Consider the following 23,311-nt stretch of genomic DNA (forward strand, 5'->3'; position numbering starts at 1 on the left):
CCGGGTCAGGGGCGGTCGCGCTAAAAGGGGAAAAGAATGCATACCGGAATTTCGACGAGCCTGCAGGCTGCCATGCTGGTGGGCGCGGCACAGATTGCCATAGCGGCGCCGCTGCACGCACAAGAACGTCAGGTCGACTTCGACATTCCGGCGCAGGAACTCTCCAAATCGCTGCGTGAATTCGCTGCCACCACCGACATGGACCTGCTCTATCCCCCGCAACTGGTCGAGAACCGTCAGGCGCGCGCCGTCAAGGGCGCAATGACCCCCACGGCAGCGTTGCGGGAAATGCTTCGCGGTTCCGGTCTGGCTTTTGACGTGAATGGCGATGACGCCGTCACCCTGCGCGCCGTCGGCGCCAGCCGCAGTCAGGCCGAGCGCGGGGACGAGGACGCAGCGAATTCGATGGTGGCAACCGCTCCGCTGAGCGGGATCGTTCGCAATGCGGCAACCGGGTCGGTCCTGCCCGGAGCGAACGTGCGAATTGCAGGAACGCCCCTGCGCACGGTGACCGATGACCGGGGCCAGTATAACTTTCCCGCAGCACCGCAGGGCACGCAAACGGTCGTCGTCGAATATCTCGGGCAGGTCCCGCAGGTCGCTAGCGTCTCGGTGGCACCCGGCGTCCGCAACACGGGCGATGTAAGCGTCGGATCATCCAGCGACGAGATCGTGGTGCTGGGCTATCGCAGCGCGATCCAGGTGGCGTTGAACCAGCAGAAGAACGCCGACAACAACTCGACCGTGGTCGCGTCGGACCTGCTCGGCGGGTTCCCGGCGGAAACCGTGTCGGAAGCGCTGCGCCGTGTTCCCGGCGTGGCCTTCGGCCGCGACGCCGACACCGGTGAAGGCTCGCGCATCACCGTGCGTGGTTTCAGTTCGGAAGCGATCAACGTCCAGCTCAACGGGCTCGACCTGCAGGGCACGGGTTATGAGCGGACGATCGATCTGAGCGGCTTCCTTGCCGACAACATTTCGCAGGTCACGGTCCACAAATCGCTGCTGCCGAGCCACGAATCCACCGGCTCGGGCGGGCTGGTCGAGATCGAGACCAAATCGGGCCTCGATTACGGCGACTTCGCCTTCAACGTGAGCGTCGAGGGCGAAAGCAATTTCGATCGCGACTTCGGCGAAGAGTACCAGATCAACGGAACCATCGCGAAGGAACTGACGCCCAGCTTCGGCATCGCCGCCACCCTGCAGTACCGCAACACCGACCGGCTGAACTACGACGTGTCGATCCTCGACACCGTCCCGCCGGTGCTGCCCGAAGGCTACACTTCGATCTTCTTCGTGCCGGCAAGTTTCGAATTTCCCTTCGATCCCGGTCTCGACCAGCAACTGGTAACCAGCACCAGCTATCTGCGCCGCGAACGCGCCGAGGAGGCCTTCGTCGGCTCGCTCAACCTCGCCTGGGATATTGCCAGCCACACCCGCCTTCGGCTCGACCTCCAACGCAATGTCCGTGACAGCGAAGGCAGCGATTCACGCACCGCGATCGGCTTCCTCACCTCCAGCCTCGACATGCCGATCCCCGAACTGGATGGCGAGGTTCGCCGCCGCACGACTTTGCGCGCGCTGCGCCCCAGCATCGCCTTTCGTTCGACCGATCAGAAATTCACCTCCGACACGATCAGCTTTCGTGGCGATACCGATATCGGCCGCTGGGAATTCGAGTACAAGCTTGGCTATTCCAAGGCACGGCAAGAGGGCAGCAACACGGCCATCACGCTGCTGGGAAACAGCTTCACCAATCTTGAAGACCTGATCGACCCGGCAACGCTGCGGACCGCCCCAGACGATGATGCGGCGCAAACCGAGAGGGTGATCGCCGGGGGCTTCGTCCCCGGCCCCGACGGACTGCCGCTTCCATCCCTGACCGCCGAAGGGTTCGCCCTGATCGGCGATCCGGGCCAGTATGACCTGTTCTCGGCTGTCACGAACCCGATCGACAGCCCCTCGGAGTCCTACATTGGCGAGTTCCAGGCGCGTTACAACACGCCGCTCGGCTTCCTCGAATATGTCGAACTCGGAGGGAAATACGATTCGAGCAAGCGCCAGACGGTTGGCAATGTGACCAACCCGCGCAACGTGACCAGCCAGCGCTATTTGAGAATTACCGGGGCCGACAGCGACCTCGCATTGTTCGACCCGAACCTGCTGGGAGCCGACGATATCTCGCTGATCGGCGTCGACGCATTCGACCTGCCCTATCTGTCGGCAGGTGGCGCGCGCACGATATTCGACATACTCCCGGGTTACACCGAGGACGATCCTGCAAAGGCCTTCAACGAAGAACGGTTCACATTCACGGATTTCACGCAACTCGACCCGATCGCTGATGGATCCGGGAACCTGGTCCCGACCGAGACGACCGAGGACAATTGGGCCGCCTATCTCGAATCGAAGCTCGTCTTCGGTGACCTGTCGGTAATCGCAGGCGTGCGTTACGAACGTGAGAAGCGCAACGGTTTCACCATTTCTTCGCCATCGGTCCGGCTCGACGAGCCCGGCTTCCGCACGGAGGATCGCGAGACCTTCGTGCAGGCAGGCCTCGTCCGCTTCGCCAACACCGGCGGCACGGTCGACACCTGGACGCCCAGCTTCCTTGCGACCTACCGGCCGCATCCCAACATCGCAGCGCGGCTCGGCTACTTCCGTTCGACCGTCAATCCCGACTTCCGCCTGCTCAACCGCAACACGCAGTACAGTGTCGACCTGCGCCCCGGTTTCGGCCGCGTCACGATCCTCGAAGCCAATCCCGACCTCAAGCCGTCGACCACCGACAATATCGACCTCGACCTAGCCTATTATTTCGACGACACGCCGGGCCTTGTTCGCGCGGGCTTCTTCTACAAGAAGATCAACAACAACTTCACCAATGTGGACTTCACCGCGGTCAACGACGACGGTGTGCGCCAGCGTTTCCTCGATGAGTTCGCGCCGCTCGCCGAGAGCCGCCCCGACCTGCTGGCGCTGCCCGAGGATACCGAATTCCTCGTCAATCGCCCGACCAATGGAGAAGGCGGGAAGATCTGGGGGCTCGAGTTCGAACTCATCCGGCGGCTCGACTTCCTGCCCGGCTTCCTCAGCGATTTCGGCGTGCTTGCAAATGCGACCTATACCAATGGCGATTTCCCGACACTGGTCTCCGCGCGGTCCGACGATAACGAGATCATCCAGCTCAGCCTCGACCGCCCGCTGCGCGACCAGGCCCGCTGGGTCTACAATCTCTCGCTCGACTACGATCGCGACGGGTTCCAGGGCCGGGTCATCTACACCAGCCAGTCCGCCACCGTCGACGCCTTCGACGAGTTCAACCTGAACACGGTCGTGCCGTCATACGACACGCTCGATGCACGCCTCTCCTACACGTTCGAGAATCTCGGCGGGCTCTGGACGATCTTCCTCGAAGGCGACGACCTGCTGCGCGACGCCAAGGATGCGGATATCCGCAGCACCACCAGTTCGCAGTTCGGGGACGGGACCGCGGTCTTCAGCTATCCGCAGGCCTATCAGTTCAATGGCGGTCGTACAGTGACCATGGGCGTCCGCGCCCGCTTCTGACCGAGGTAATTGCTTCAAGGCCGGCTCACCCTTTTCACAGGGGGAGCCGGCCTTGTTGCGAGAGCTAGCGAGCACGGGATTGCAGTCGGCGCAAGGCATCGCACCGCCGCGAAAGACGCAGAAATCTGCGCCGGAACCCGATATGATTAACTCTCCTTCAACCATATGGCGCGATTGGGACATCATGTTCCGGCGCCTCCCGCCCCTCCCTGTTGCCGCACGGCTGCTGTCCAACATCATGCTGCTGGCATGGGGACCGATCGTCCTCGGCGCCTTTCTTCTGGCGCCCCCGGCGCGCGGCGAAATGCTGGTCGTGCCCTATTCGAATGAGGGCAGGCACACGGTAGTGCGCATGATCGGCATTCCGTCGGTTAGGATCATTTCCCGCGGACCAATCGCGGGCTCGCTGGTCGTCAGCGGCGATCGTCGCGCGATCCGACAGATCATCAGCGGCGGAGAGGCCTTCCTCTTCGCAGTTCCATCCCAGGGTTGCTCGGGAATAACCACTGCATGAACGACGAGATCTCATCCCTGCGGCAACGCGGAATTGTCTGGCTAACGATGGCCGGCTGGATCGTCAGCGGCGCCTTCGTGCTGATGGCGCTCTTTACCGGCACCTATGGCTGGCAGGCGCTGATAGCCAGCGTGGCGATCAATTTGCCCCCATCGCTCGTGGCGCTGCAGAAACGCCATGATGCAATCGCCCGGCTGGTTGTCGGGCTGATGATCGCGGCCCAGCCCGCACTGCTGCTCTACGCAACGCGCGGGATCGAGTGGCAGATCGACATGCACATGTATTTCTTCGTCGCGCTGGCCAGCCTCACGGTGCTGTGCGACCTGCGTCCGATTATCGCCGGCGCGCTGCTGATCGCGGCGCATCACCTCCTTCTCGCGCTCGTTGCGCCCTCCTGGGTGTTCGCTGGTGGCGGAGGCATTCCCCGCGTTCTCATCCACGCGCTGGCCGTGGTGCTGCAGGCAGGCATTCTCGGGACGATTGCCGTGAGCCTGACTGCCACGCTGCGACGCTCTGCTTCCGCGCGCGAAGAAGCACAGCAGGCGCTCGAATCCACCCGGGCCGAGCGTGCGCTGCGCGAACAGCTCGAACACGATCTCAACGAACGCCGGAGGACCGAACTGGTCGAAATCGGGCAGGCTTTCGAAACCTCGGTATCCCGTGTCGCCACCGCGCTTGCGGATACGGCCCTGACGCTCGACGAAACCACCGGGCAGCTCGATACCGTCGCCCGCGACACCGGTTCGGGAGCCGCGGGTGCAGCGCAGGCTGCCGCCGCCGCTTCGCATGCGGTGGCGACGGTCGCCGATCACATCGCGAGCCTGTCTGCCTCGATCGGCAATATCGCGGTCACCGTTTCGCAACAGGATACGCTGGCCAGCGAAGCCGACGGCCGCTCGCAATCGGGCGGCGTGTCCGTCGCTCAACTCGTCGGCCATTCGGCCGATATCGCGCAAGCCACACGCGCCATTGCCGAGGTCGCCGACCACACCAACATGCTGGCATTGAACGCGACCATCGAGGCTGCCGCTGCAGGCGAGAGCGGCCGCGGTTTCGCGGTCGTCGCGCAGGAGGTAAAGTCGCTCTCGCGCCAGGCCGCACAGGCCACGGGTGAGATCGAAACGCTGCTTACGGGGCTGCAGGCCGGTTCGCAGGATGCCGCTTCAAGCTTCTCGCAGATCAGCCGATCGGTGCAGGAACTGGCACAGGCTGCTTCGGTCATACGCCGCGACGTCGACGGTCAGCGCTCGCTGGCAGCGGAAATCGAGGTCACTGCACGGCAGGCCGCGACCGAAGCCGATCAAATCGCCTCTCGCAGCGATGGCCTCGCCAAGAGCGCGCGGCTCGCCGAACAGCTCTCTGCCGATCTCAAGTCGGCATCGGCAATGCTGCTCGACAACGTCCGCGAACTCGACAAGTCGGCCGGCGACTTCCTAGCCCGGCTCGACCGGGCTTGCGACAGCAAGCGCGCCGCCTGAGGCGGCGCGCAAAGCACCCTCAGAGCAAGATAGCTCCGCGATGCGCCAGCGTCGCGCGGGCCCTGCTCTGACCGGCTTCGACGCAGTCATCGATCGCTCGGTCCCGCAACCAGGCGTCGAGAAAGCCGCCGTTGAAGGCGTCACCAGCACCGCTGGAGTCGACAACTTCGGTACGAACCGCCGGTATCACACGCGGCGCGTCGCCCGTCGGGTCACCCAACACGCACCCCTTCTCGGCGGCCTTCACCGCGACGAGTGCGCATCCCGCCCCATTCCAGCGTTCTGCAATAGCGCATTCGCCTTCCTCGCTCGCCCAAAGGTCGCGTTCGTCGGTGTTGGTTGGAAGTCCGATGGTACAGCACTGCATGGCCTTGCCGGAGATTTCAGCGGCATCCCTTCGGTTCGCCCAAAGATTGGGCCGGTAATTGCTGTCATATGCCACGGCCAGCCCCGCCTCCTTGCGAGTCGAAGCCAGCGCAAGCAGTGCTTCGCGCCCGGCATCGTCGATGATCGCTAGCGAAATCAGGCTGAAATACAGCAGCTTCGCTGAAGCAGCGGCGCCAAGCGCTTCCGTCATTCCCGGATGCGCGAACATTTCGCGCGCAGCGCTCCGGTCGCGCCAGTAAAGGAAGCTACGCTCCCCTCCGTCGTCCAGGTGTATCGCATAGATCCCCGGATTTCGCCCGGGGTGCCGCAGCACGTGCCGCGTGTCTATGCCTTCGGCGGCCCACGCGTCGACCAGCGCATCGCTGATCGGATCCGTTCCGACCGCCGTGACATATGCGACTTCGTGTCCTGCACGCGCGAGATGGATCGCCGTATTGAGCGTATCACCGCCATAGCGGAGCCCTGCTCCGCCATGGCTGTGATATTCCAGCATGGCTTCGCCGAAAATGAAGGTCGTCATGCGATCCGTTTCCGCAGCCAGTCCGTCAGGAGAAGGCGAGGCCGCCGTTGATATCCACATTCGCGCCGTTGATGAACGACGCCTCGTCCGAAGCGAGGTAGGCGACCGCGTCGGCCGTTTCCTCGGCGCGGCCCTGCCGGCGCAGCGGCGTCGAATTGGCAACATTCTCGCGGGCGGCGTCAGGCGTGAACTTGTCGTGGAATGCGGTAGCAATCATGCCGGGACAAAGGGCATTTACACGGATGCCGCGCGGACCGAGCTCCTTCGCCATCGCGCGCGTGAAAGTCATGACTGCCCCCTTGGAGGTGGCATAGGCTGCGGCACCGCCGCCGCCGCCATCGCGGCCGGCCAGCGAAGCGAGATTCACGATCGCGCCGCCTTCGCCCATATGCTCGGCCGCCGCCTTGGTGGCGAGGAAGGTGGATGTGAGATTGAGTTGCATCACGTGGTTGAAGAACTCCTCGTCCATCTCCGCCAACGGCTTGCGTGCGACAAGCCCCCCGGCGTTGTTCACGAGGATATCGATACCGTCGCCGAACGCTTCGGTCGCTGCCGCGACCAGCTTCGCGACGTCTTCCGACTTCGTCACGTCGGCGCGGACTTTGATCGCCTTGCCGGAACCCGTTGCCTCGATCGCTGCGAGCGTCGCATCGGCATCGGCTTCATTGCTGAAGTAGTTCACTACGACATTGGCGCCTTCGCTGGCGAGTTTGACCGAGATGGCCCGGCCGATATCGCGGCTGCCACCGGTAACAATTGCGGTCTTACCTGTGAATTTCATGAAAGTTTCCCCGGTTCTGAATGGGTCGCGCTAGGCGGATTTGGGTTTGAGAGGTTTGATTTCCGGGCACAGCACGAGCACGGAAAGCACGGTCATGATCGCCAGCCCGGCCCCGACCACGAAGGCGGGTGCGTAGCTGTCGACGGTGATGATCGGGATGAGGAAGTTGAGGCCGACCACTGCGAGCTTGGCGGCGGTTCCCGCATAGCCGGCAAGCGTACCGACCGAATTGCCGCTGTAGAAGTCGCTCGGCAACGTCTGGATATTCCCCACTGCAGTCTGGAAACCGAACAGGATTGCCGCCATCAGCAGCACTGCGATCAGCGGAGTGGCGGCCTGCGTCGTGGCCAGTAGCGAGACCAGCATGATCGCGCCGCCGAGGCCGATAACGAACTTGCGCGTGCGGTTTACGGTCCAGCCCGCTTGGATCCGGTTCTGCGCCAGAAGCCCGCCAAACCACGCGCCGAACATCGCGCCGATATAGGGTACGGCGGCGTAAGTCGCGATTTCTTCCACTCCGAAACCGTAGGTCTCGTTGAGATAGAGCGGCAGCCAGCCGACGAAGAGCCACCAGATCGGATCGAGGAAGAAGGATGCCATGATGACGCCCCAACTTTCCTTGCGCGAGAGGATTTCGCCCGAGCCCGGCGCATAGTCCGCAACGTCGTCGACATCCTTGTTGCGCTGCCCGGTGAGGATGAACTGTCGCTCTTCCTCACTGATCCATGGGTGCGCATCGGGGCCGCTCTTGTAGACAATCAGCCAAGGCACCAGCCACAGCAGGCCGAGAATCCCGATCGCGACGAAAGTAGCCTGCCAAGACCCCAGGAAGACGAACAGCAGGCCGACGATCGGGGCTGAAACGATCCCCCCGATTGCTGCGCCGGAATTGAAAATCCCCTGTGCGAACGCACGCTCGTTGATCGGAAACCATTCGGCATTGGCCTTGGTCGCGCCTGGCCAATTACCCGCTTCCGATACGCCGAGCAGGCCGCGGAACACCGCGAAGCTGGTCAGGCCGCCGGCTACCGCATGCAGCATCGTGGCGATCGACCACGCCGCAATGGCAAGGACGAAGCCGAGCCGTACGCCGATCCAGTCGAAGATCTTGCCGAAAATCGTCTGCCCGAAGGCATAGGCAAATGTGAAGACATTGATGATGACCGCATATTCGACCTTGGTGAGGCCGAGCTCTTCGGAAATCTCCGGCCACAGCACCGCCAATGCGCCGCGATCGATGTAGTTGATGATGGTTGCCAGCGCGACGAGGCCGACGATCCAGTAGCGCAGCTTGCCCTTGCTTTTCGCCATGGTCAGCCCTCCCCGCCGAGAAAGTCTTCGCGCGCGGGGCTAAAGGTATCGATCAGCACCCCGGCTTCGAGGCACACCGCACCATGATCGAGATGCGGCGCAACATAGAAGCCGTCACCGGCCCCGAGCACGCGGGTCTCCCCGTCGATCACCACTTCGAAGCGGCCGCTCTCGACATAGGTGGACTGGCTGTGCGGATGGGCGTGTACCGCCCCGACCGACCCTACCTCAAACGCGACGCGCACGACCATGAGATCGGGGCCATGGCCAAGGATCTGCCTTGCGATACCGCCGCCCAGGTCCTCCTTCGCGACGTCCGCGCCGGCAAGGAATGCCGCGCTCTGTTCAATTGATTGCGTGGCCATATCAGTTCTTCTCCCCGGCGAGATCGATCCGCTCGGCAAAGCCGGTCCAGCGCACCATGCGTCCGTCAATGTTCGCGCGGTGTTGCTTGTCCGGGTCTGTGTCGTTGGAGATCGCCAGCACGGTCTTGCCGCCGCGCTTTGTTTCGACGATCACGAGATCGTATCCGTTGTGTTTGCGATGCCGCAGCGAAGCGATGAGGCTCTGGCTGTCGACGGTTTGCTCTGTCGCCCCGTCGGACATTCCATGCGGCTCGAGCAGGCTGACGAAGGTCATCTCTTTGGCTCCTTCGACGCGCTGAATGACCAGCGGTTCGCGGCGCAGGTTGAAGGCAGGATCGTTTGCGCCACTTTCGCCGAGGATGACCTGCAAATCGGGCTGCGCGGCCATCCGGTAGCTGTAGAAGCGACCGCCCAGCAGCCATGTTATGAACGCACCATCGCCTTGCACCCGCGCGGTGCCATCGACCCAGATGTGCTGGTACCCGTGGCTGTTGCCGAGAACCGGTCGTCCCGCGAGTTCGCGATCGACGACAAATCCGGTCTCGATGATGTGTCCGGCATAATGCAGGGGCAGGTCGTAAGTGTTTGCCGTTTCGCCGGTCGCGCGCAAAACGTCGATAACCACCGGCGAGGCGAGACCCGCCACGTCGACGAGAGCCAGGGTTCGCTGCATGGCGACGGGGTTGTCCGGATAGGCGGTGTCGATGCGCGCACTGCTCAGTTGCAGGCCAGGAACGGAGGAGAAGTGAAGCTGGCGCGGTGCATGACGATCGGCGAGATCGGCATCGCCCCCAAAATGGCTCGTTCCGTTCACCACCAGCGCATTGTGCGCCACCGTCTGTTTGGCCCAGCTTTCGTTCTCGGGCAGATAGCGTCCGCCTTCCTTGGCAACCACGTTGAGGAAACGCGCTGCACCATAGTCGCGCACTATCTCGCGCCCATTGTCGTAAAGTTGCCAGCTGAGCTTGTCGAAATGGCCATGGCCCATGCCCTGCGAGGTGTTCTTGGCAACGAGAGCCAAGTGATCGGGCCCCTTCCCGTCGCGCAGGATCGCGACTGCACCCCGGTCGCCCTCGGGGCCATCACGCAGCAGCAATGTGCGAAAATCGAATGGCTGTGGGGTGCCTGCCGCCAAATCGCGCGCGAGAAGTAATCCATCCTCGGTCAATATGGTCCGACCCTGCCAGTCGGCGATCGCGAGCAAGCCCGGGTCTCGCGTTTCGGCATAGGCTATCGCGACACCGTGATAGAGTTCGTCGGTGTTGAGGCTCTTGTCGCGGATGGCGTCGTTGAAAGGGAAGAAATAGCCTCCGTAGGTCAGCTGGATAGTCGTGCGCAGCGCCTTCAACAGGATACCGTCGCGATGGGCGAATATCCCCCGCTCGGGATCGTTGCGCGCGATCGCATCGGCGAAGACCATGAAGGGCATCAGGGCGTAACGCTGGTAATAGGGTCCCTCGGTATAATAGCCGTCTGGCGAGAACAGCAGTTCGGTCTGACGAAGGAAGCCGGTGTTGCCGGTCTTGTCCGAACCAAGCAGCGCGCGATCCACCATGTCCCGGTCGTCGAGTAGGTAGCCGGTCATGCCGACACCCGCGGTTGCCCAGGTCGCGTGATTGTGGATGCGGTCGAACGTGGCCTGTGATTCCACCGACAGGAAATGAGCCGCCCGTCGAAATACCCGGTCATCGATTGCCGCGCGGTCGGCGGCGCTCAGCGTGTCGCGGACATCGGCGTAGCCCTGGACTGCATGGACCAGCCAGACGGCATCGTTGAGCACTTGCCAGAACAGTCGGCCGACATTCTGATTGGCCTTGGCAGGATGCTCGCCCAACGTGGGATAGAGCTCGGCATAGGCCAGCAGCATGTCGCGTACATAGTCGGCATACGCGCGGTCTCCCGTGATCCGGTAGAGCTGGCCGGCGAGATAGATCGCGCGATAATTGCGCTTATGCTGTTCATGTGTGTAGCCGCCACCCGGATCGGCCGGCACGGGCACCACCACGCCGCTGGCCATCATGTCGGACACGAAACCCTCGGCTAGGGCCATCTCCGCGCGGTAGAGCGGTGAGAGTTCGCCGGTTTTCTCGAGCGGTTCCTGCGCGTTGAGCGGCGCGATGAGTCCGCCCAATGCCAGCATGACAGCAGAAAAGACGAAGAGGAGCGTTCTCATTGGAGCGGCTCCCCATCCAAGCTGTTTCCGGACATCTCCACGCGCGGAGCACCTTGGTAAACCAGCTCCTCGAATACCGGCGCGGGGGTGTTGTCAAAGCTGTTGTCGACTACCGATGTCGCAGGCGTTCCGACGGTGTGAACTATCTTGAGCCGCGCCGACTGGCTGACCGTATTACCCTCGATCCTTGCGATCTGGACACCATGGAGATGCAATGCGGCGCCACTGCCATTGGTCGCAGCGCGTCCGACAGTGCGCAGCGTATTATTGCTTAGCGTCACCGCCGGTCCAAAGGTGCTTTCGTCGCGGCCCCCGCGGTAAACATCGGCGATCGGGCCACCGATGTCTTCGAAACTGCTGTCGGCCACGTCGAGGTATTCGACATTGTACTGGCCGTAATCCTCGGTCTCGGAAGCCACCGAGATGACCGTTCCCGAGATGTCGGAAAAGGTGCTGTCGCGGATCGCGATACGGTCAGCGAACGTGCTTTTGCCCAGCGTGAGAACGTTGAACGACTTGTTGACCGTAAGATTGCGAACTTCGACCCGCTCGAACTCGATCTGCATGTTGGATTGTACGGGGTAGATCGTGGTGCGGATTACCGAATTGCCCACCGAATCCGGCGCCAGGCTTCCGTCGATTACGAGGTTGACCAGTTGCAGATCGCCGCCTTCGCGCAGTTCGATGAGCGAAGGCCGTGAAAACATGATCACCGGCTTGTCCGGACCGGTGCCTCGAATGGTGATCGCCTTGTCCAGCGCGATGGTCCGCTCGACCACGTGCCGCCCCGGCGCAAGTTCGATGACATCGCCCGGTTGTGCAACTTCGACGGCAGCGACCAGCGCATCGACACCCGGCGCGATCGTCACCCTTCGCCCGCTGGATTCGAACGGACTTGCGTCCTTCGGCTTGGGATACCAGTCGACCCCGACTTCCTCGAGCCCGATAGGCGCGAGGTCGCGTGGCGCCCCGACGGCATTGATCGCCGGATCGCGCGGATACAGCAAGCCGTTCTTCGCCCGCTCGAGCTCCGCCGCGCCGCGCGCGATCTTCGCCAGTGCGGGATCGACAGTGCCGGACAGGACAACATTCCCGTCGAAGGCGATGCCCGAGACATCCGATGCGGCGGAAAGAAATGCGTCGCTTCCACTCGCGCTCATCAGGTTGCGCGCGAAGACCGTCTTGCTGGGAGCCGCCGATCGCTCCTCATCGGCCCCCACGCCAAATCCGATCCGGGCGCTGTCGAGGATCGAATTGCCGGTGATCTGCGCATTCTCGACTTCGACATAGCGATTGACGGGTGAGTTGGGCACGCCGTTCATCACCGCCAGCGCGCTGGAGAAACCCGTTCCGCGCAGCCCCTCCATGTAATTGTCGCGCACGGTCTGATCGCGATTGATGACTCTGATACCGCCGGTGTAGTCCTTGCCGTGACCGAGGAAGATGTTGCGCTCGACCAAATTGCCGTCCCCGTGCCGGAGGGTAAGATTGCCACGCGAGCGCAGGAAGAGATTGCCGCGGAAGGTGTTGCCGCCCGATTTGGACGAGATGATTTCGACCTCGCCATCGGTGCGGTCGAAAACGTTGTTCTCGACAACGGTCTTCGAATCGAACATCGAAAAATGGCTGGTCCCGATCCGCAGGGTTTCGCCCCCATTCGATCCAAGCGACTGGCGCGGGCCGAAATAATTGTGATCGATCCGATGGCCGTTTTCGCGACTGTCCTCGCTGTCGAGCCGGACCGCGAGCGTCACGCCCTTGTTGGTCTTGCCTTCCAGATGGTTGTGATCGAAGCGATTGCGCTTGCCGTAGAGCGCCACCCAGTAATCCGACTCAAATCGATCCGGCTTGCTGAACCCATCGATGACCGTCTGCGTGACACGGCTGTCGAAGGCGAGCTTCTCGGAATCGACGCGGAATGCGATCACATCACCGCGCGGGCTATATCCGTTGCGGAAAACAAGGCCCGAGACCACAAGATGCGATCCGCCGAGCCGTAAGCTCGATTGGCCCGTCAGGACGACACCGCCCGGGGTCTGCGCGGCGACCGTGAGCGGCGCGCGCCCGGTTCCTTCTCCACGGACGACGAGGTCGAAATCCCGCCATTCGCCATCCGCCAGCAAGATAGTGTCACCTGGCTGCGCAGCCTCGATCGCTGCATCATATTCGCTTGGGCTGCGCACCAGCACCTGCTCTGCAGCGGTAGGCGCCGCAGCAAGCGCTATAGCAGCGAGTACAAGGCTTCGCCCTGCCAGCATCCCCTCGGTCCTCTCATATGTTTATGATTCGACCATAGGGTGCGAGGCCAGATTGTCAATCAATCTGGCCTACCAGTTATCTCTATTTTTGTAATACCAGTTTGGTCAGCCAAATTTGGCGGCGGCCAGGAAGCGCTCCCGGCTTTGCGACGCGCGCAGTTGCACTTCTTCCAGTGCCTTGCGCTCGGTCGCCTCAAGCATGGATTCGAGCAATCGCTGGAAATGTTCGCGCATGGCCTGGCGCGCCGCGCCCGGGTCGCGCGCACGGAGCGCATCGAAAATCGCGCGGTGCTCTTCCGTACGACTCTTGGCGTCATGAACACAGACCGCCTCGTAAGTGGCCTTCACCTCGGGAATCTGCTCGCGCATCTGCCACAGCGACTGGATAGTATGCACCATGGCCGCATTGTTCGATGCTTGCGCGATAGTCAGATGGAACCTCTCGTCAGCCGCGTTGGCGACGCCTTCGTCTTCCGAGCTCATCTGATTGACCAAGGTCTCGAGCTCGTCGATCGCCTCGTCGGTAATATTATGCGCCGCGAGGGCTGCCGACTCCGCTTCGATCATCAACCGCGCTTCGGTGACTTCGAAGGCGCTCGCTTGCGGCAGTGCGCCGAGACTGGCGGGCTTGCGCTCGCTGACATAAACGCCCGAGCCAGTCTTGATCTCGAGCCGGCCCACCGCCTGCAGCGCGATCTCCGCCTCGCGGATGGTTACGCGACTGACACCAAGCTTCTCGGCGAGTTCGCGCTCACCCGGAAGGCGGGTGCCCGGAGGATAAGCGCCCTCATCGATCAACTCCGCGATCTGTTCCGCGACAGATTGGAAGAGTCTCTTGCTGACCATGCGCCGCTATTCTCCGCAACATATTCAATCGTACGATACTATACCAATTTTCCTAGACGCTGCATGCGCGATTATCCAGTTCGCAATCCCGCCGGTGCCAGGAGGAGGAGAGATGGCACCGGCGGGTTGGCAGTCCTGCGCTGTCGCTCGGTCAGAGCTTGAGCGTGGCGCCGAAGGTAATGCGGCGGTCGGGCAGGCCCTGGAAGCAGAGCAGCGCGCCATCGTTCACGCAATACTGCTCGATCCGGGACTTGGTCAGATTGACGCCTTCCACACCGATGTTCAGATAGTCGGTCACGTCATAAGTGACGCTGGCGTTGAGCTGGCCACGCGCGCCCGTCACGACCGGGAAGCCCAGCGTGCTGTTGAGTGTGGCGCCACCCGCGGTGTCGAGCGTGCGGAACGCGTCGCGCCAGGTGTAGCGCGCGCGCGCCGATAGGCCGAACTTCTCGTAATACAGCGTCACGTTGTAGGCATGCGGCGAGAAATCGAGCAGCCCCTGCACTGCGGTCACCGGCGTGGCGATACCGGGATTGATGGCCTGGAAGATATCTTCCCCGCGTCCGGACGCCTCGTTGCTCGCCTCGCCGCCGCCGAAGTCCTGGTAGGTGTAGTTTGCCAGAATGCCGAATCCCGAGGCAAAGCCGAGGGTATCCTCGAATTGCGAGAGATCGTACTGGAAGGCCACCTCGACCCCGGTCTGCGTGGTGCTGGCCGTGTCGTTGATAATGGTCTGAAGCGGCACGCACAGGCCGTTGCCCGGCACCGGCGAGAGCACGTTGCGGTCGGGCAGCGGATTGTAGATTCCGCCCTGTTCGCAAGGCGCGGTGATATCGCGGAAACCGTTGGCGTCCTCGAACGCATCCTCGAGCTGAGTCACGAACAGATTCTTACGCTTCTTGTGGAAGAAGCCGACGCTGATCACCGAAGCCGGTGCGAAATACCATGAGACCGATGCGTCGAAGCTCTGGACGGTTTCGGGCGCGAGATTGGGATTGCCGATCGCCACGGCGTTGTTGGGACCGGTCGGGAAATTCACCGAAAGAGACAGGTCGTCGAAATCGGGGCGGTTGATGTCTTCGGTGTAGCTCGCCCGCAACACGATGTCGGGAGTGAGCTCGGCACTCAGGTTTACGCGCGGCAGCCATTCGGCATAATTGCCCCGCGCGGAGACCGGCGTGACCACCCCGTTCGCCACATTGTTGCCCAGCGATTCGACAGTGCTGGTGACCCAGCGCAAGCCGGCATTGCCCCGCAATATCCCGGCCTCGAAATTCAGCTGTCCATAGACCGAATGCGTGGTTTCTTCGATATCGAAGAAACCTGCCGGGTCAGATGTCGCATCGTCGAGCACGACCGCATTGGGTGTCGCGAGCAGCGCCGCCTGCAGCGTATCGAGCGTGCCATCCGGATCAGAAAATGCCTGGTCGGGATCGATCAGCAGGAAGTTGCGGAACGCCAGTTCACGGCCATCGAACTCGCCGAAATTGTCCGGTCCGGGGACGAGCAGTTCGGAGAACGCCAGACCGCTCGGGCTCGAATCGATCGCTCCGGTACCGAATGTGGATCGCACGAGATCGAATTCGGTCGAGCTGCGATTGAAGCGGTAGCCGGCATCGAAGGAGGTGAAGAAACCGGTCAGTCCGTCGAGGTCGAGCGACCCGTCCAGACGGAAAGCGTCCTCCTTGTTCTTGGTCCGGTTGTTACCCACCGTAACCGCGTCGAGCACCACATTGGCGGGATCGAGCAACTGGTCGATCGTCGGCGCGAAGGGGGAATCGAAGTCGATCCCGAAGCTCAGAGCGCCGCCGGTCAGATCGTAGCGGAAGGGCACCGGGTTGTCGTTGCTGGTGCCATCAGTCGGCACGTTGGGATTGATGAAGTTCAGCGTGGTACTGAGATTGGGATTGCGCGAATCCGAACGCGAGGTCGATGCTTCGATCCGTCCCGAGAAGCGTCCTGTCTCGAATTCGGTACCGAGGCGGAAGACCTTGCTGTCGGTAAGCCGTGCGCCCGTATCGCTCGAGAACCGCAGATTGGGATCGTCATCGTCTTGCGCCAGATTGGGCTGGATCGTCCCGCTGAGCGCGGCATCGATGCTGCCCAGAGCGACGCCGTCGAGCGAGCCGAAGTCGACCGTTTCGAAGGAATCGGGCACGTTGTTGCGAATTAGCGCGCTGACGCCGGAACCCTGCACGCGAGAGCTGTCCTGCCGGCGCTCCTGATCGTTGACGATGGCGTCGAAGTAGACCTTTACGTTATCGCTCGGCGCCCATTCGAGGCTGCCGGCGAAATTGATGGTTTCATATTCGAAATTCTCGAGTTCCTGATTGAGGAACTGAATGCCGAGGAATGGGGTCGCAGGCCCCGGCGCGCCGGCTGCGGTCACCGAAGTTCCGCCAAGCACCACATTGTCGCGATCCACACGCGGACGGAACGAAGTGGCTTCCTGCTTGGTGTAGCTGCCCGCGAGTACGAGACCGATCTCGCCGCCGCCAACGCTCCAGACATCCCCGAAGCTCGCTGCAAAGCGGGGCGATATGCTGTCCGACAGCTCGCTGTATTCACCCTGCGCACGCAGCACCAGCAGCGTCTCCGAGAGATCGAGCGGGCGAATGGTGCGCAAATTGATCGTGCCGCCGACGGAACCTTCGACGGTCTTGGCCTCGGGCGCCTTGATGACCTCCACCGACGCGATGATAGCGGCGTTGATATCTTCGAAATTGATCCCGCCACGACCGGTGCCCGAACCCACGGTCGACACGCCGTTGATCTCGACCCGATTGTCGTTCGTGCCGCGGATCTGGACCCCGGTGCCGACACCCGCTGTACGGGTGATCTGCACGCCGGTAACGTTCTCGAGGACTTCCGCGAGATTCTGGTCGGGCAACTTGCCGATATCTTCGGCCTGGATCACCTCGATCAGGCTGTCTGCATCGCGCTTCTCGTTGAGCGCACTTTGCAGCGAACTGCGGATCCCGGTAACGAAGATCACGTCGCCATCGGGCGCGGCATTGGCGAATTCGTCATCGACGATTTCGTCGACCGCCCCCGCATCTTCCTCAATGGCCTGCGCCGTTGCGACGCTTGGCAAAGCCAGCGCGGCCAGCGCGGAACCAGTCAGAAACTGAGCGAAAGGACGAGCGTTGCGCGCGACCGGGCGGCCGCGACCAGTGTATCCAGGCATGTATCCCTCCCAAGGGTTTGTTATGCGACTCGGGATAGCTGTCACGCCAAATATGTCAACCTGAGTTGCAATCCTATTATGATATTTCTGTCATACCAATTTGGACCGACAGTTTGGTAACCGCATACAGGAACGCATCTGGATGCATAGCATCGCAGCCTTCGTCGTTCTGGAAAGTCTGTGGACCTGAGCATGGTGGCGAAGCTGCAAACCGCTTAGCCAAACCGCGCGTATCGGCGGTTCTTCTCTCAGAGTGTCACGGGTTCTTGTGCCGAAAAATGGCGGAGCAGGAGGGATTCGAACCCTCGATACGGGGTTACCGTATACACACTTTCCAGGCGTGCGCCTTCGACCACTCGGCCACTGCTCCGCATGCTCTCTTGTTGCCCAGCCGCTTCGCTATTTGAGGGCGAAGATCCCGATCGGATCCCCGGCGCTCAAGTAGCGCACAGCGCGGTAGCGCCACAAAAGAGCCGCGCGTCTAGCGGTGAGAGGTGCCAAGCGCAAGCCGCCGCGGGAACCCGATCGGGACTCCCGGCGTTTTTTGGTGTACGATCCCTCTCGTGACGGTGCTGCGCGGATCAGGCATCCCCTGCGAACACCGTCTGGAAGCCCCCTCCCGCCCGTACAATGCGCGAGAGGGGGCTTTTGTTTTGTCCGGGCGGGTGGCACCACTCATCCGATGAGGATCTTTGCCCTACCGCTCGCCGCGCTGCTCGGACTGGCGCTTCCCGCACAGGCGCAGGAGGAGGCAGCCGCGCCCTCTCCCAACCAAATCGTTGAGGAGGCCGCGCGCGAAGATTGGGTGGCAATTGCGCCCCAGGACTTGCTGGTAATGACGCTCGCACCGGCAGTGGATGGCAGCGCGCGCAAAGTGGTGATCCAGCTGATGCCCGCGCCCTTCAGCCAAGGGTGGGTGGAGAACATACGCACGCTCGCGCGCGCCGGGTGGTACGACGGCATCACGATCAATCGCGTGCAGGACAATTACGTCGTCCAGTGGGGCGATCCAAATTACGACAATCCGGAGGCCAAAGGGGCGGCAACGCCACTTCCCGAGGGGCTTCGGATCATGAACGAGATCGACTATATCTCCGACGAAATCGGGCAGGCTCTGGCCATGGAAGATGTCGCGATCGACGAGGACCCCTACGCAGATACGACGTTCTTTCATCAGGGTTGGCCGGTCGGCGGCGACACCGATGGCGCTTGGCCCGTCCACTGCTACGGCATGATCGGCGTTGGACGCGGCTATTCGCCCGACACCGGCGCGGGCGCCGAACTCTATACCGTGATCGGCCATGCACCGCGCCATCTCGACCGCAACATCGCGCTTGTGGGTCGCATCGTCGAGGGAATGGAGCATCTCTCCTCGCTGCCGCGTGGCTCGGGCGCGCTCGGCTTCTACACTGCCGCGGAAGCAGACAAGCGCACGCCGATCCTCACGGTCCGCGTTGTGAGCGATCTGCCCGAGAGCGAGCGGCCCGCTTTCGAGTACCTTTCGACCGACAGCGACGCATTCGCGCGCTACGCGGATGCGCGCGCCAATCGCCGCGATCCGTTCTTCATCGAGCCCGCAGGCGGCGCCGATATCTGCAACATACCGGTGCCGGTGCGCCGGGTAGTCGATTGAGCGACACGGTATCCACCACCGCGCCCTTGTGGCGCTGGACCGCGAAGAACGGGGTTAGCTGGTTCTTCGTTACCATCGATGGCGAAGCGGGCGAGGAACTGTCGGCGACCGAGGCGATGCGCCGGCTCGAATTGGGCCGCAAGCCGGGGTTCCGGTCGCTAAAGGTCGAAGCGCGCATCGGTGAAACGGTCTGGCAGACCTCCTGCTTTCCGCGAGACGAAGGCGGCTGGATGCTCCCGGTCAAGGCTCCGGTTCGCAAGGCCGAGAACATATCCGAAGACGATCGTGTCGCGGTCACCCTGCGCGCGGTCTAGACCCGCTGCATCAATTCGATGCGATTGCCGAACGGGTCGGCGATATCGCCGCGGACGTAACCCTCGAGCGGCTTTCCCGGCTTGAAGGGCACCCCCGCCCGCTCCAGCCGCAATACCAGCGTGTCGAGATCGTCGACCAGCAATGCGGGATGCGCCCGCCCTGCGGGGAGGAAAGCCTCCTCGACCCCGCAATGGATCGAGACGCCGTGCCCCTCGAACCAGCAACCGCCATTCACGGCGAGATGCGGGGGCTTGGCCACTTCCGCCAGCCCCATCAGATCGACCCAGAACGCCGCGCATGGGTCTCGCCGCCATGCGGCATAGCGAGTTGAACGTGGTCGATCCCGATGATCACACGCGTTCCGCCTGTGCGACCGAGTCGCTGGCGCGCAAGGCGCTGAGGATGCGCGTGAGGTGCGGAACGTCCTGCACTTCGAGGTCGATCTCGTATGTGGTGAACGGATGGTCCAGCTGCGTCTGCATCAGGCTGGTCACGTTGACGTGGTTCTGCGCGAAGATGCCCGCCATTTCCGCCAGCGTGCCGGGCCGGTCGTAGAGCGTAACGCGCAATCGGCCGACCGCCCCGCGCGAACGCTTGCCCCACGACAGGTCGAGCCAGTCATTGTCGATCCCGCTCGCGAGGCGGCTGCAATCGATAGTGTGCACTTCGACGCCTTCGCCGGGTTTGCGCAACCCGACGATGCGGTCGCCCGGCACGGGGTGACAGCACTCGGCGAGCTGGAAGCCCATGCCAGGCGTCAACCCGCGGATCGAAAGCGCCTTGCCGCTCTTTGCCCAGTCGGGTTCGTTCTCGAGCTCCGCCGTGCATCCGGGAACAAGTGCTTCCATCACCGCGCGGTCCTCGATCTTGGCCGAGCCCATAGCGTAATAGAGGTCTTCCTCATCCTCCATTTCGAGCCGCTTGATCGCCTCGCGCAGCGCTTTCTTACCGATCTTGGCGGGCACGCGCAGCGCGATCTCGTCGAACAGCTTCTGACCGATTTCGGCCACTTCGGCGCGTTCCTTCAGCCGCACCGCGCGGCGGATCGAAGCGCGCGCCTTGCCGGTGACGACAAAGCCGAGCCACGAAAGCTGCGGGTCGGCATTGTCGCTCTTGATGATCTCGACCACATCGCCATTGTTGAGCTGCGTTCGCAGCGGCATGTGCCGCCCGTTGATCTTTGCGCCAACGGTCTGCGCGCCGAGATCGGTATGCACCGCAAAGGCAAAGTCGACCGGCGTTGCACCCTTGGGCAGCTGGAACAGCGCGCCCTTGGGGGTGAATGCGAAAATGCGATCCTGGTAGATCGCCATTCGCGTGTGCTCGAGCAGTTCCTCGGGATCATGGCTGGCATCCACGATCTCGATCAGGTCGCGCAGCCAGCCGACCTGGCCGTCGGGCCGGTCATCCTGCTTGTAGGCCCAGTGCGCGGCAAAGCCGAATTCGTTGACCCGGTGCATTTCGCGCGTGCGGATCTGCACTTCGACGCGCATCGACTTGCCGTAGATCAGCGAGGTGTGCAGCGACCGGTAGCCATTGTTCTTCGGGGTGGAGATATAGTCCTTGAACTTGCCCGGCAGGAACTGCCACGTCGTATGCAGCACACCCAATGCGCGGTAGCAGTCCGACACGTCTTCGCAGATGATGCGAAAAGCCATGATGTCGGTCACCTGCTCGAACGAAACATGGCGCTCGGCCATCTTGCGCCAGATCGAATAGGGATGCTTCTCGCGGCCTGAAACCTCGGTGGTGATTCCCGCTTCGAGCAAAGCGTGCTTCATGTCGAGCGCGATGGCATCGACCTGCCCGCCGTCCTCGCTGCGGATCTGGTCGAGCCGCTGCGTGATCGTGGCGTAGGCCTCGGGCTCGATCTGCTCGAAGGCGAGCATCTGCATTTCGCGCATGTATTCATAGAGGCCAATCCGCTCGGCGAGCGGGGCGTAGATTTCCATCGTCTCGCGCGCGATGCGCTGGCGTTTCTCGGGCTTCTTGATGAAGTGCAGCGTGCGCATGTTGTGCAGCCGGTCGCCCAGCTTGACCAGCAGCACGCGGATGTCCTCGCTCATCGCCAGCAGGAACTTGCGCAGGTTTTCCGCCGCGCGCTCGTTCTCGGGCATCTGTTCGATCTTCGACAGCTTGGTCACGCCATCGACCAGCCGGGCGACGTCCTTGCCGAACTTCGCCTCGATATCGTCGATCGTCGCCAGCGTATCTTCCACCGTATCGTGGAGCAGCGCGGTGGCGATGGTTTCCTGGTCGAGTTTGAGATCGGTCATAAGACCGGCGACTTCGACCGGGTGGCTGAAATAGGGATCCCCGCTCGCGCGCGTTTGCGTGCCGTGTTTCTGCACGGTGTAGACATAGGCGCGATTGAGCATCGCCTCGTCGGCATCGGGATCGTATTCCAGGACCCGTTCCACGAGTTCGTACTGGCGCAGCATATTTTCGAGATAGGTGCGCTTCGCCGCCGTGAACAGGAAGAATTTGCCGACCGTGCGATTCACGGGTGGCGCGCTGCGCGAAGCGATCCTACCAGAGCGCCACATCGAGACGCGCCCGAAAGCGGCAACAAGGAGACAGGCGATGAGCGAGACGCGCACCGAAACCGATTCCATCGGACCGATCGAAGTTCCCGGCACGGCATATTGGGGTGCGCAGACGCAGCGCAGCTTGCAGAACTTCCCCTTTCCCGCGAACCAGCAGATGCCGCTGGGTATCGTTTACGGCCAGGCCGCAGTGAAGCAGGCCGCGGCAAGGACCAACGGCAAGCACGGGCTCGATGCCACGATCGTCGCCGCGATCGAAGATGCCGCGACCGCGATCCGCGCGGGCGAGTTCGACCAGGAATTCCCGCTGACCATCTTCCAGACCGGCAGCGGCACGCAGACCAACATGAATGTCAACGAAGTGATCGCGGGTATCGCCAACGAGAAGCTGGCGGGCACGCGTGGCGGCAAGAGCCCGGTCCACCCCAATGATCACGTCAACATGTCGCAAAGCTCGAACGACAGCTTTCCCACCGCGCTGCATATTGCCACAGCCCTGGCCACCCGCGATGCGCTGCTGCCGGCAATCGATACGCTGATCGCTTCGCTGCAGGCCAAGTCCGACGAATTTGCGGATATCGTGAAGATCGGCCGCACGCATACGCAGGATGCGACGCCGCTGACCCTGGGCCAGGAATTCTCGGGCTATGTCGCGCAGCTGGTCAGCTGCAAGGCGCGCATCGAAGGTGCGCTCGACGGCAACATCCGCAAGCTGGCGATCGGCGGCACCGCGGTCGGTACCGGCCTCAACGCGCCTGACGGCTGGGCGCAGGACATGGCAGACGCCATTTCGGACATCACCGGCATGCGCTTCGAAAGCGCGCCCAACAAGTTCGAACAGCTCGCCGCCAAGGACGGGCTGGTGTTCTTCTCGGGGGCGCTCAACACGCTAGCAGTGGCGCTCAACAAGATTGCCAATGATATCCGCTTCCTCGGCTCGGGCCCGCGTTCGGGCCTTGGCGAACTGTCGCTGCCGGCCAACGAGCCGGGCAGCTCGATCATGCCGGGGAAGGTCAATCCGACGCAGTGCGAGATGCTGACCATGGTTGCCGCGCAGATGATCGGCAACCACCAGGCGGTGACTGTCGGCGGCATGCAGGGTCATTTCGAACTCAATGTGTTCATGCCCGTGATCGGCGCCAACGTGCTGCGCTCGATCGAACTGGCAAGCATCGGGATGACCGGCTTCGCGACGCGGTGTGTCGACGGGATCGAAGCCAATCGCGACCAGATCGCCGACCTTGTCGGCCGTTCACTGATGCTGGTCACCGCGCTGGCGCCCGAGATCGGCTACGACAACGCCGCCAATATCGCCAAGCACGCGCACAAGACCGGCCAGACGCTCAAGCAGGCCGGGCTCGAGCTGGGGCTTGTCGACGAACCGACCTTCGATCGGCTGGTGCGCCCCGAGACCATGGTCTGAGAGCCGG

At 62.6% G+C, this 23,311-nt stretch carries 16 protein-coding genes and 1 tRNA gene; 6 read left to right on the top strand and 11 right to left on the bottom strand.

The genetic code is table 11. The features are described from left to right. Positions 1-36 precede the first annotated feature (36 nt). The 3 genes from FHS69_RS07595 (at position 37) to FHS69_RS07605 (ending at position 5,559) form a co-directional block, all read left to right on the top strand. The gene (locus FHS69_RS07595) at positions 37-3,567 is read left to right on the top strand and encodes a TonB-dependent receptor (protein WP_166777224.1); all 3,531 of its coding nucleotides are present in this window, start codon (positions 37-39) and stop codon (positions 3,565-3,567) included. 184 nt (positions 3,568-3,751) lie between these two features. After that, positions 3,752-4,081 (top strand): hypothetical protein, encoded by a 330-nt coding sequence (locus FHS69_RS07600; protein WP_166777225.1) that lies wholly within the window; start codon positions 3,752-3,754, stop codon positions 4,079-4,081. Beyond that, the gene (locus FHS69_RS07605) at positions 4,078-5,559 is read left to right on the top strand and encodes a methyl-accepting chemotaxis protein (protein ID WP_166777226.1); all 1,482 of its coding nucleotides are present in this window, start codon (positions 4,078-4,080) and stop codon (positions 5,557-5,559) included. The genes FHS69_RS07600 and FHS69_RS07605 overlap by 4 nt, the downstream gene beginning before the upstream one ends. 19 nt (positions 5,560-5,578) lie before the next feature. On the opposite strand, the gene FHS69_RS07610 is transcribed toward FHS69_RS07605, so the two are convergent. The 9 genes from FHS69_RS07610 to FHS69_RS07650 form a co-directional block, all read right to left on the bottom strand. Further along, a complete protein-coding gene (locus FHS69_RS07610; protein WP_243844593.1) occupies positions 5,579-6,466 on the bottom strand; it encodes a sugar kinase in 888 nt (295 codons plus the stop codon). A gap of 25 nt (positions 6,467-6,491) precedes the next feature. After that, entirely contained in the window at positions 6,492-7,247 is a 756-nt protein-coding gene (locus FHS69_RS07615; RefSeq protein ID WP_067674058.1) for an SDR family NAD(P)-dependent oxidoreductase, read from the bottom strand. Between the two features lie 30 nt (positions 7,248-7,277). Beyond that, positions 7,278-8,558 (bottom strand): MFS transporter, encoded by a 1,281-nt coding sequence (locus FHS69_RS07620; RefSeq protein WP_166777227.1) that lies wholly within the window; start codon positions 8,556-8,558, stop codon positions 7,278-7,280. A gap of 2 nt (positions 8,559-8,560) precedes the next feature. Next, complete coding sequence (locus FHS69_RS07625) at positions 8,561-8,923, bottom strand: cupin domain-containing protein (RefSeq protein ID WP_166777228.1); 363 nt, start codon at positions 8,921-8,923, stop codon at positions 8,561-8,563. A 1-nt stretch (position 8,924) separates the two neighbouring features. Then, positions 8,925-11,096: a heparinase II/III domain-containing protein gene (locus tag FHS69_RS07630; protein WP_166777229.1), complete on the bottom strand. Its 2,172-nt coding sequence runs from the start codon at positions 11,094-11,096 to the stop codon at positions 8,925-8,927. Then, positions 11,093-13,279: a chondroitinase-B domain-containing protein gene (locus tag FHS69_RS07635; protein ID WP_166777230.1), complete on the bottom strand. Its 2,187-nt coding sequence runs from the start codon at positions 13,277-13,279 to the stop codon at positions 11,093-11,095. Before FHS69_RS07635 ends, FHS69_RS07630 begins: the two co-directional genes overlap by 4 nt. A gap of 180 nt (positions 13,280-13,459) precedes the next feature. Next, on the bottom strand, positions 13,460-14,200 hold the full coding sequence (locus tag FHS69_RS07640) for a FadR/GntR family transcriptional regulator (RefSeq protein WP_166777231.1): 741 nt from the start codon (positions 14,198-14,200) through the stop codon (positions 13,460-13,462). Positions 14,201-14,351: 151 nt separating this feature from the next. Further along, a complete protein-coding gene (locus FHS69_RS07645; protein ID WP_166777232.1) occupies positions 14,352-17,387 on the bottom strand; it encodes a TonB-dependent receptor in 3,036 nt (1,011 codons plus the stop codon). Between the two features lie 279 nt (positions 17,388-17,666). After that, positions 17,667-17,757, bottom strand: a tRNA-Ser gene (locus tag FHS69_RS07650). A 312-nt stretch (positions 17,758-18,069) separates the two neighbouring features. On the opposite strand from FHS69_RS07650, the gene FHS69_RS07655 reads away from it, so the two are divergent. Both FHS69_RS07655 and FHS69_RS07660 read left to right on the top strand, forming a co-directional pair. Further along, the gene (locus FHS69_RS07655; RefSeq protein WP_166777233.1) at positions 18,070-19,020 is read left to right on the top strand and encodes a peptidylprolyl isomerase; all 951 of its coding nucleotides are present in this window, start codon (positions 18,070-18,072) and stop codon (positions 19,018-19,020) included. Further along, positions 19,017-19,334, top strand: coding sequence for a DUF1905 domain-containing protein (locus tag FHS69_RS07660; protein WP_166777234.1), 318 nt, complete (start codon positions 19,017-19,019; stop codon positions 19,332-19,334). The genes FHS69_RS07655 and FHS69_RS07660 overlap by 4 nt, the downstream gene beginning before the upstream one ends. Here the strand turns inward: FHS69_RS07660 and FHS69_RS07665 are convergent. Next, the gene (locus tag FHS69_RS07665; RefSeq protein WP_243844594.1) at positions 19,331-19,609 is read right to left on the bottom strand and encodes a VOC family protein; all 279 of its coding nucleotides are present in this window, start codon (positions 19,607-19,609) and stop codon (positions 19,331-19,333) included. The genes FHS69_RS07660 and FHS69_RS07665 overlap by 4 nt on opposite strands. 76 nt (positions 19,610-19,685) lie before the next feature. Next, positions 19,686-21,776 (bottom strand): RelA/SpoT family protein, encoded by a 2,091-nt coding sequence (locus FHS69_RS07670; protein ID WP_067463058.1) that lies wholly within the window; start codon positions 21,774-21,776, stop codon positions 19,686-19,688. A 142-nt stretch (positions 21,777-21,918) separates the two neighbouring features. Between FHS69_RS07670 and FHS69_RS07675 the strand changes: the two genes are divergently transcribed. Further along, positions 21,919-23,304: a class II fumarate hydratase gene (locus tag FHS69_RS07675; protein WP_094063856.1), complete on the top strand. Its 1,386-nt coding sequence runs from the start codon at positions 21,919-21,921 to the stop codon at positions 23,302-23,304. Positions 23,305-23,311 lie beyond the last annotated feature (7 nt).

The organism is Qipengyuania flava, assembly GCF_011762005.1.
Lineage (GTDB): Bacteria > Pseudomonadota > Alphaproteobacteria > Sphingomonadales > Sphingomonadaceae > Qipengyuania > Qipengyuania flava.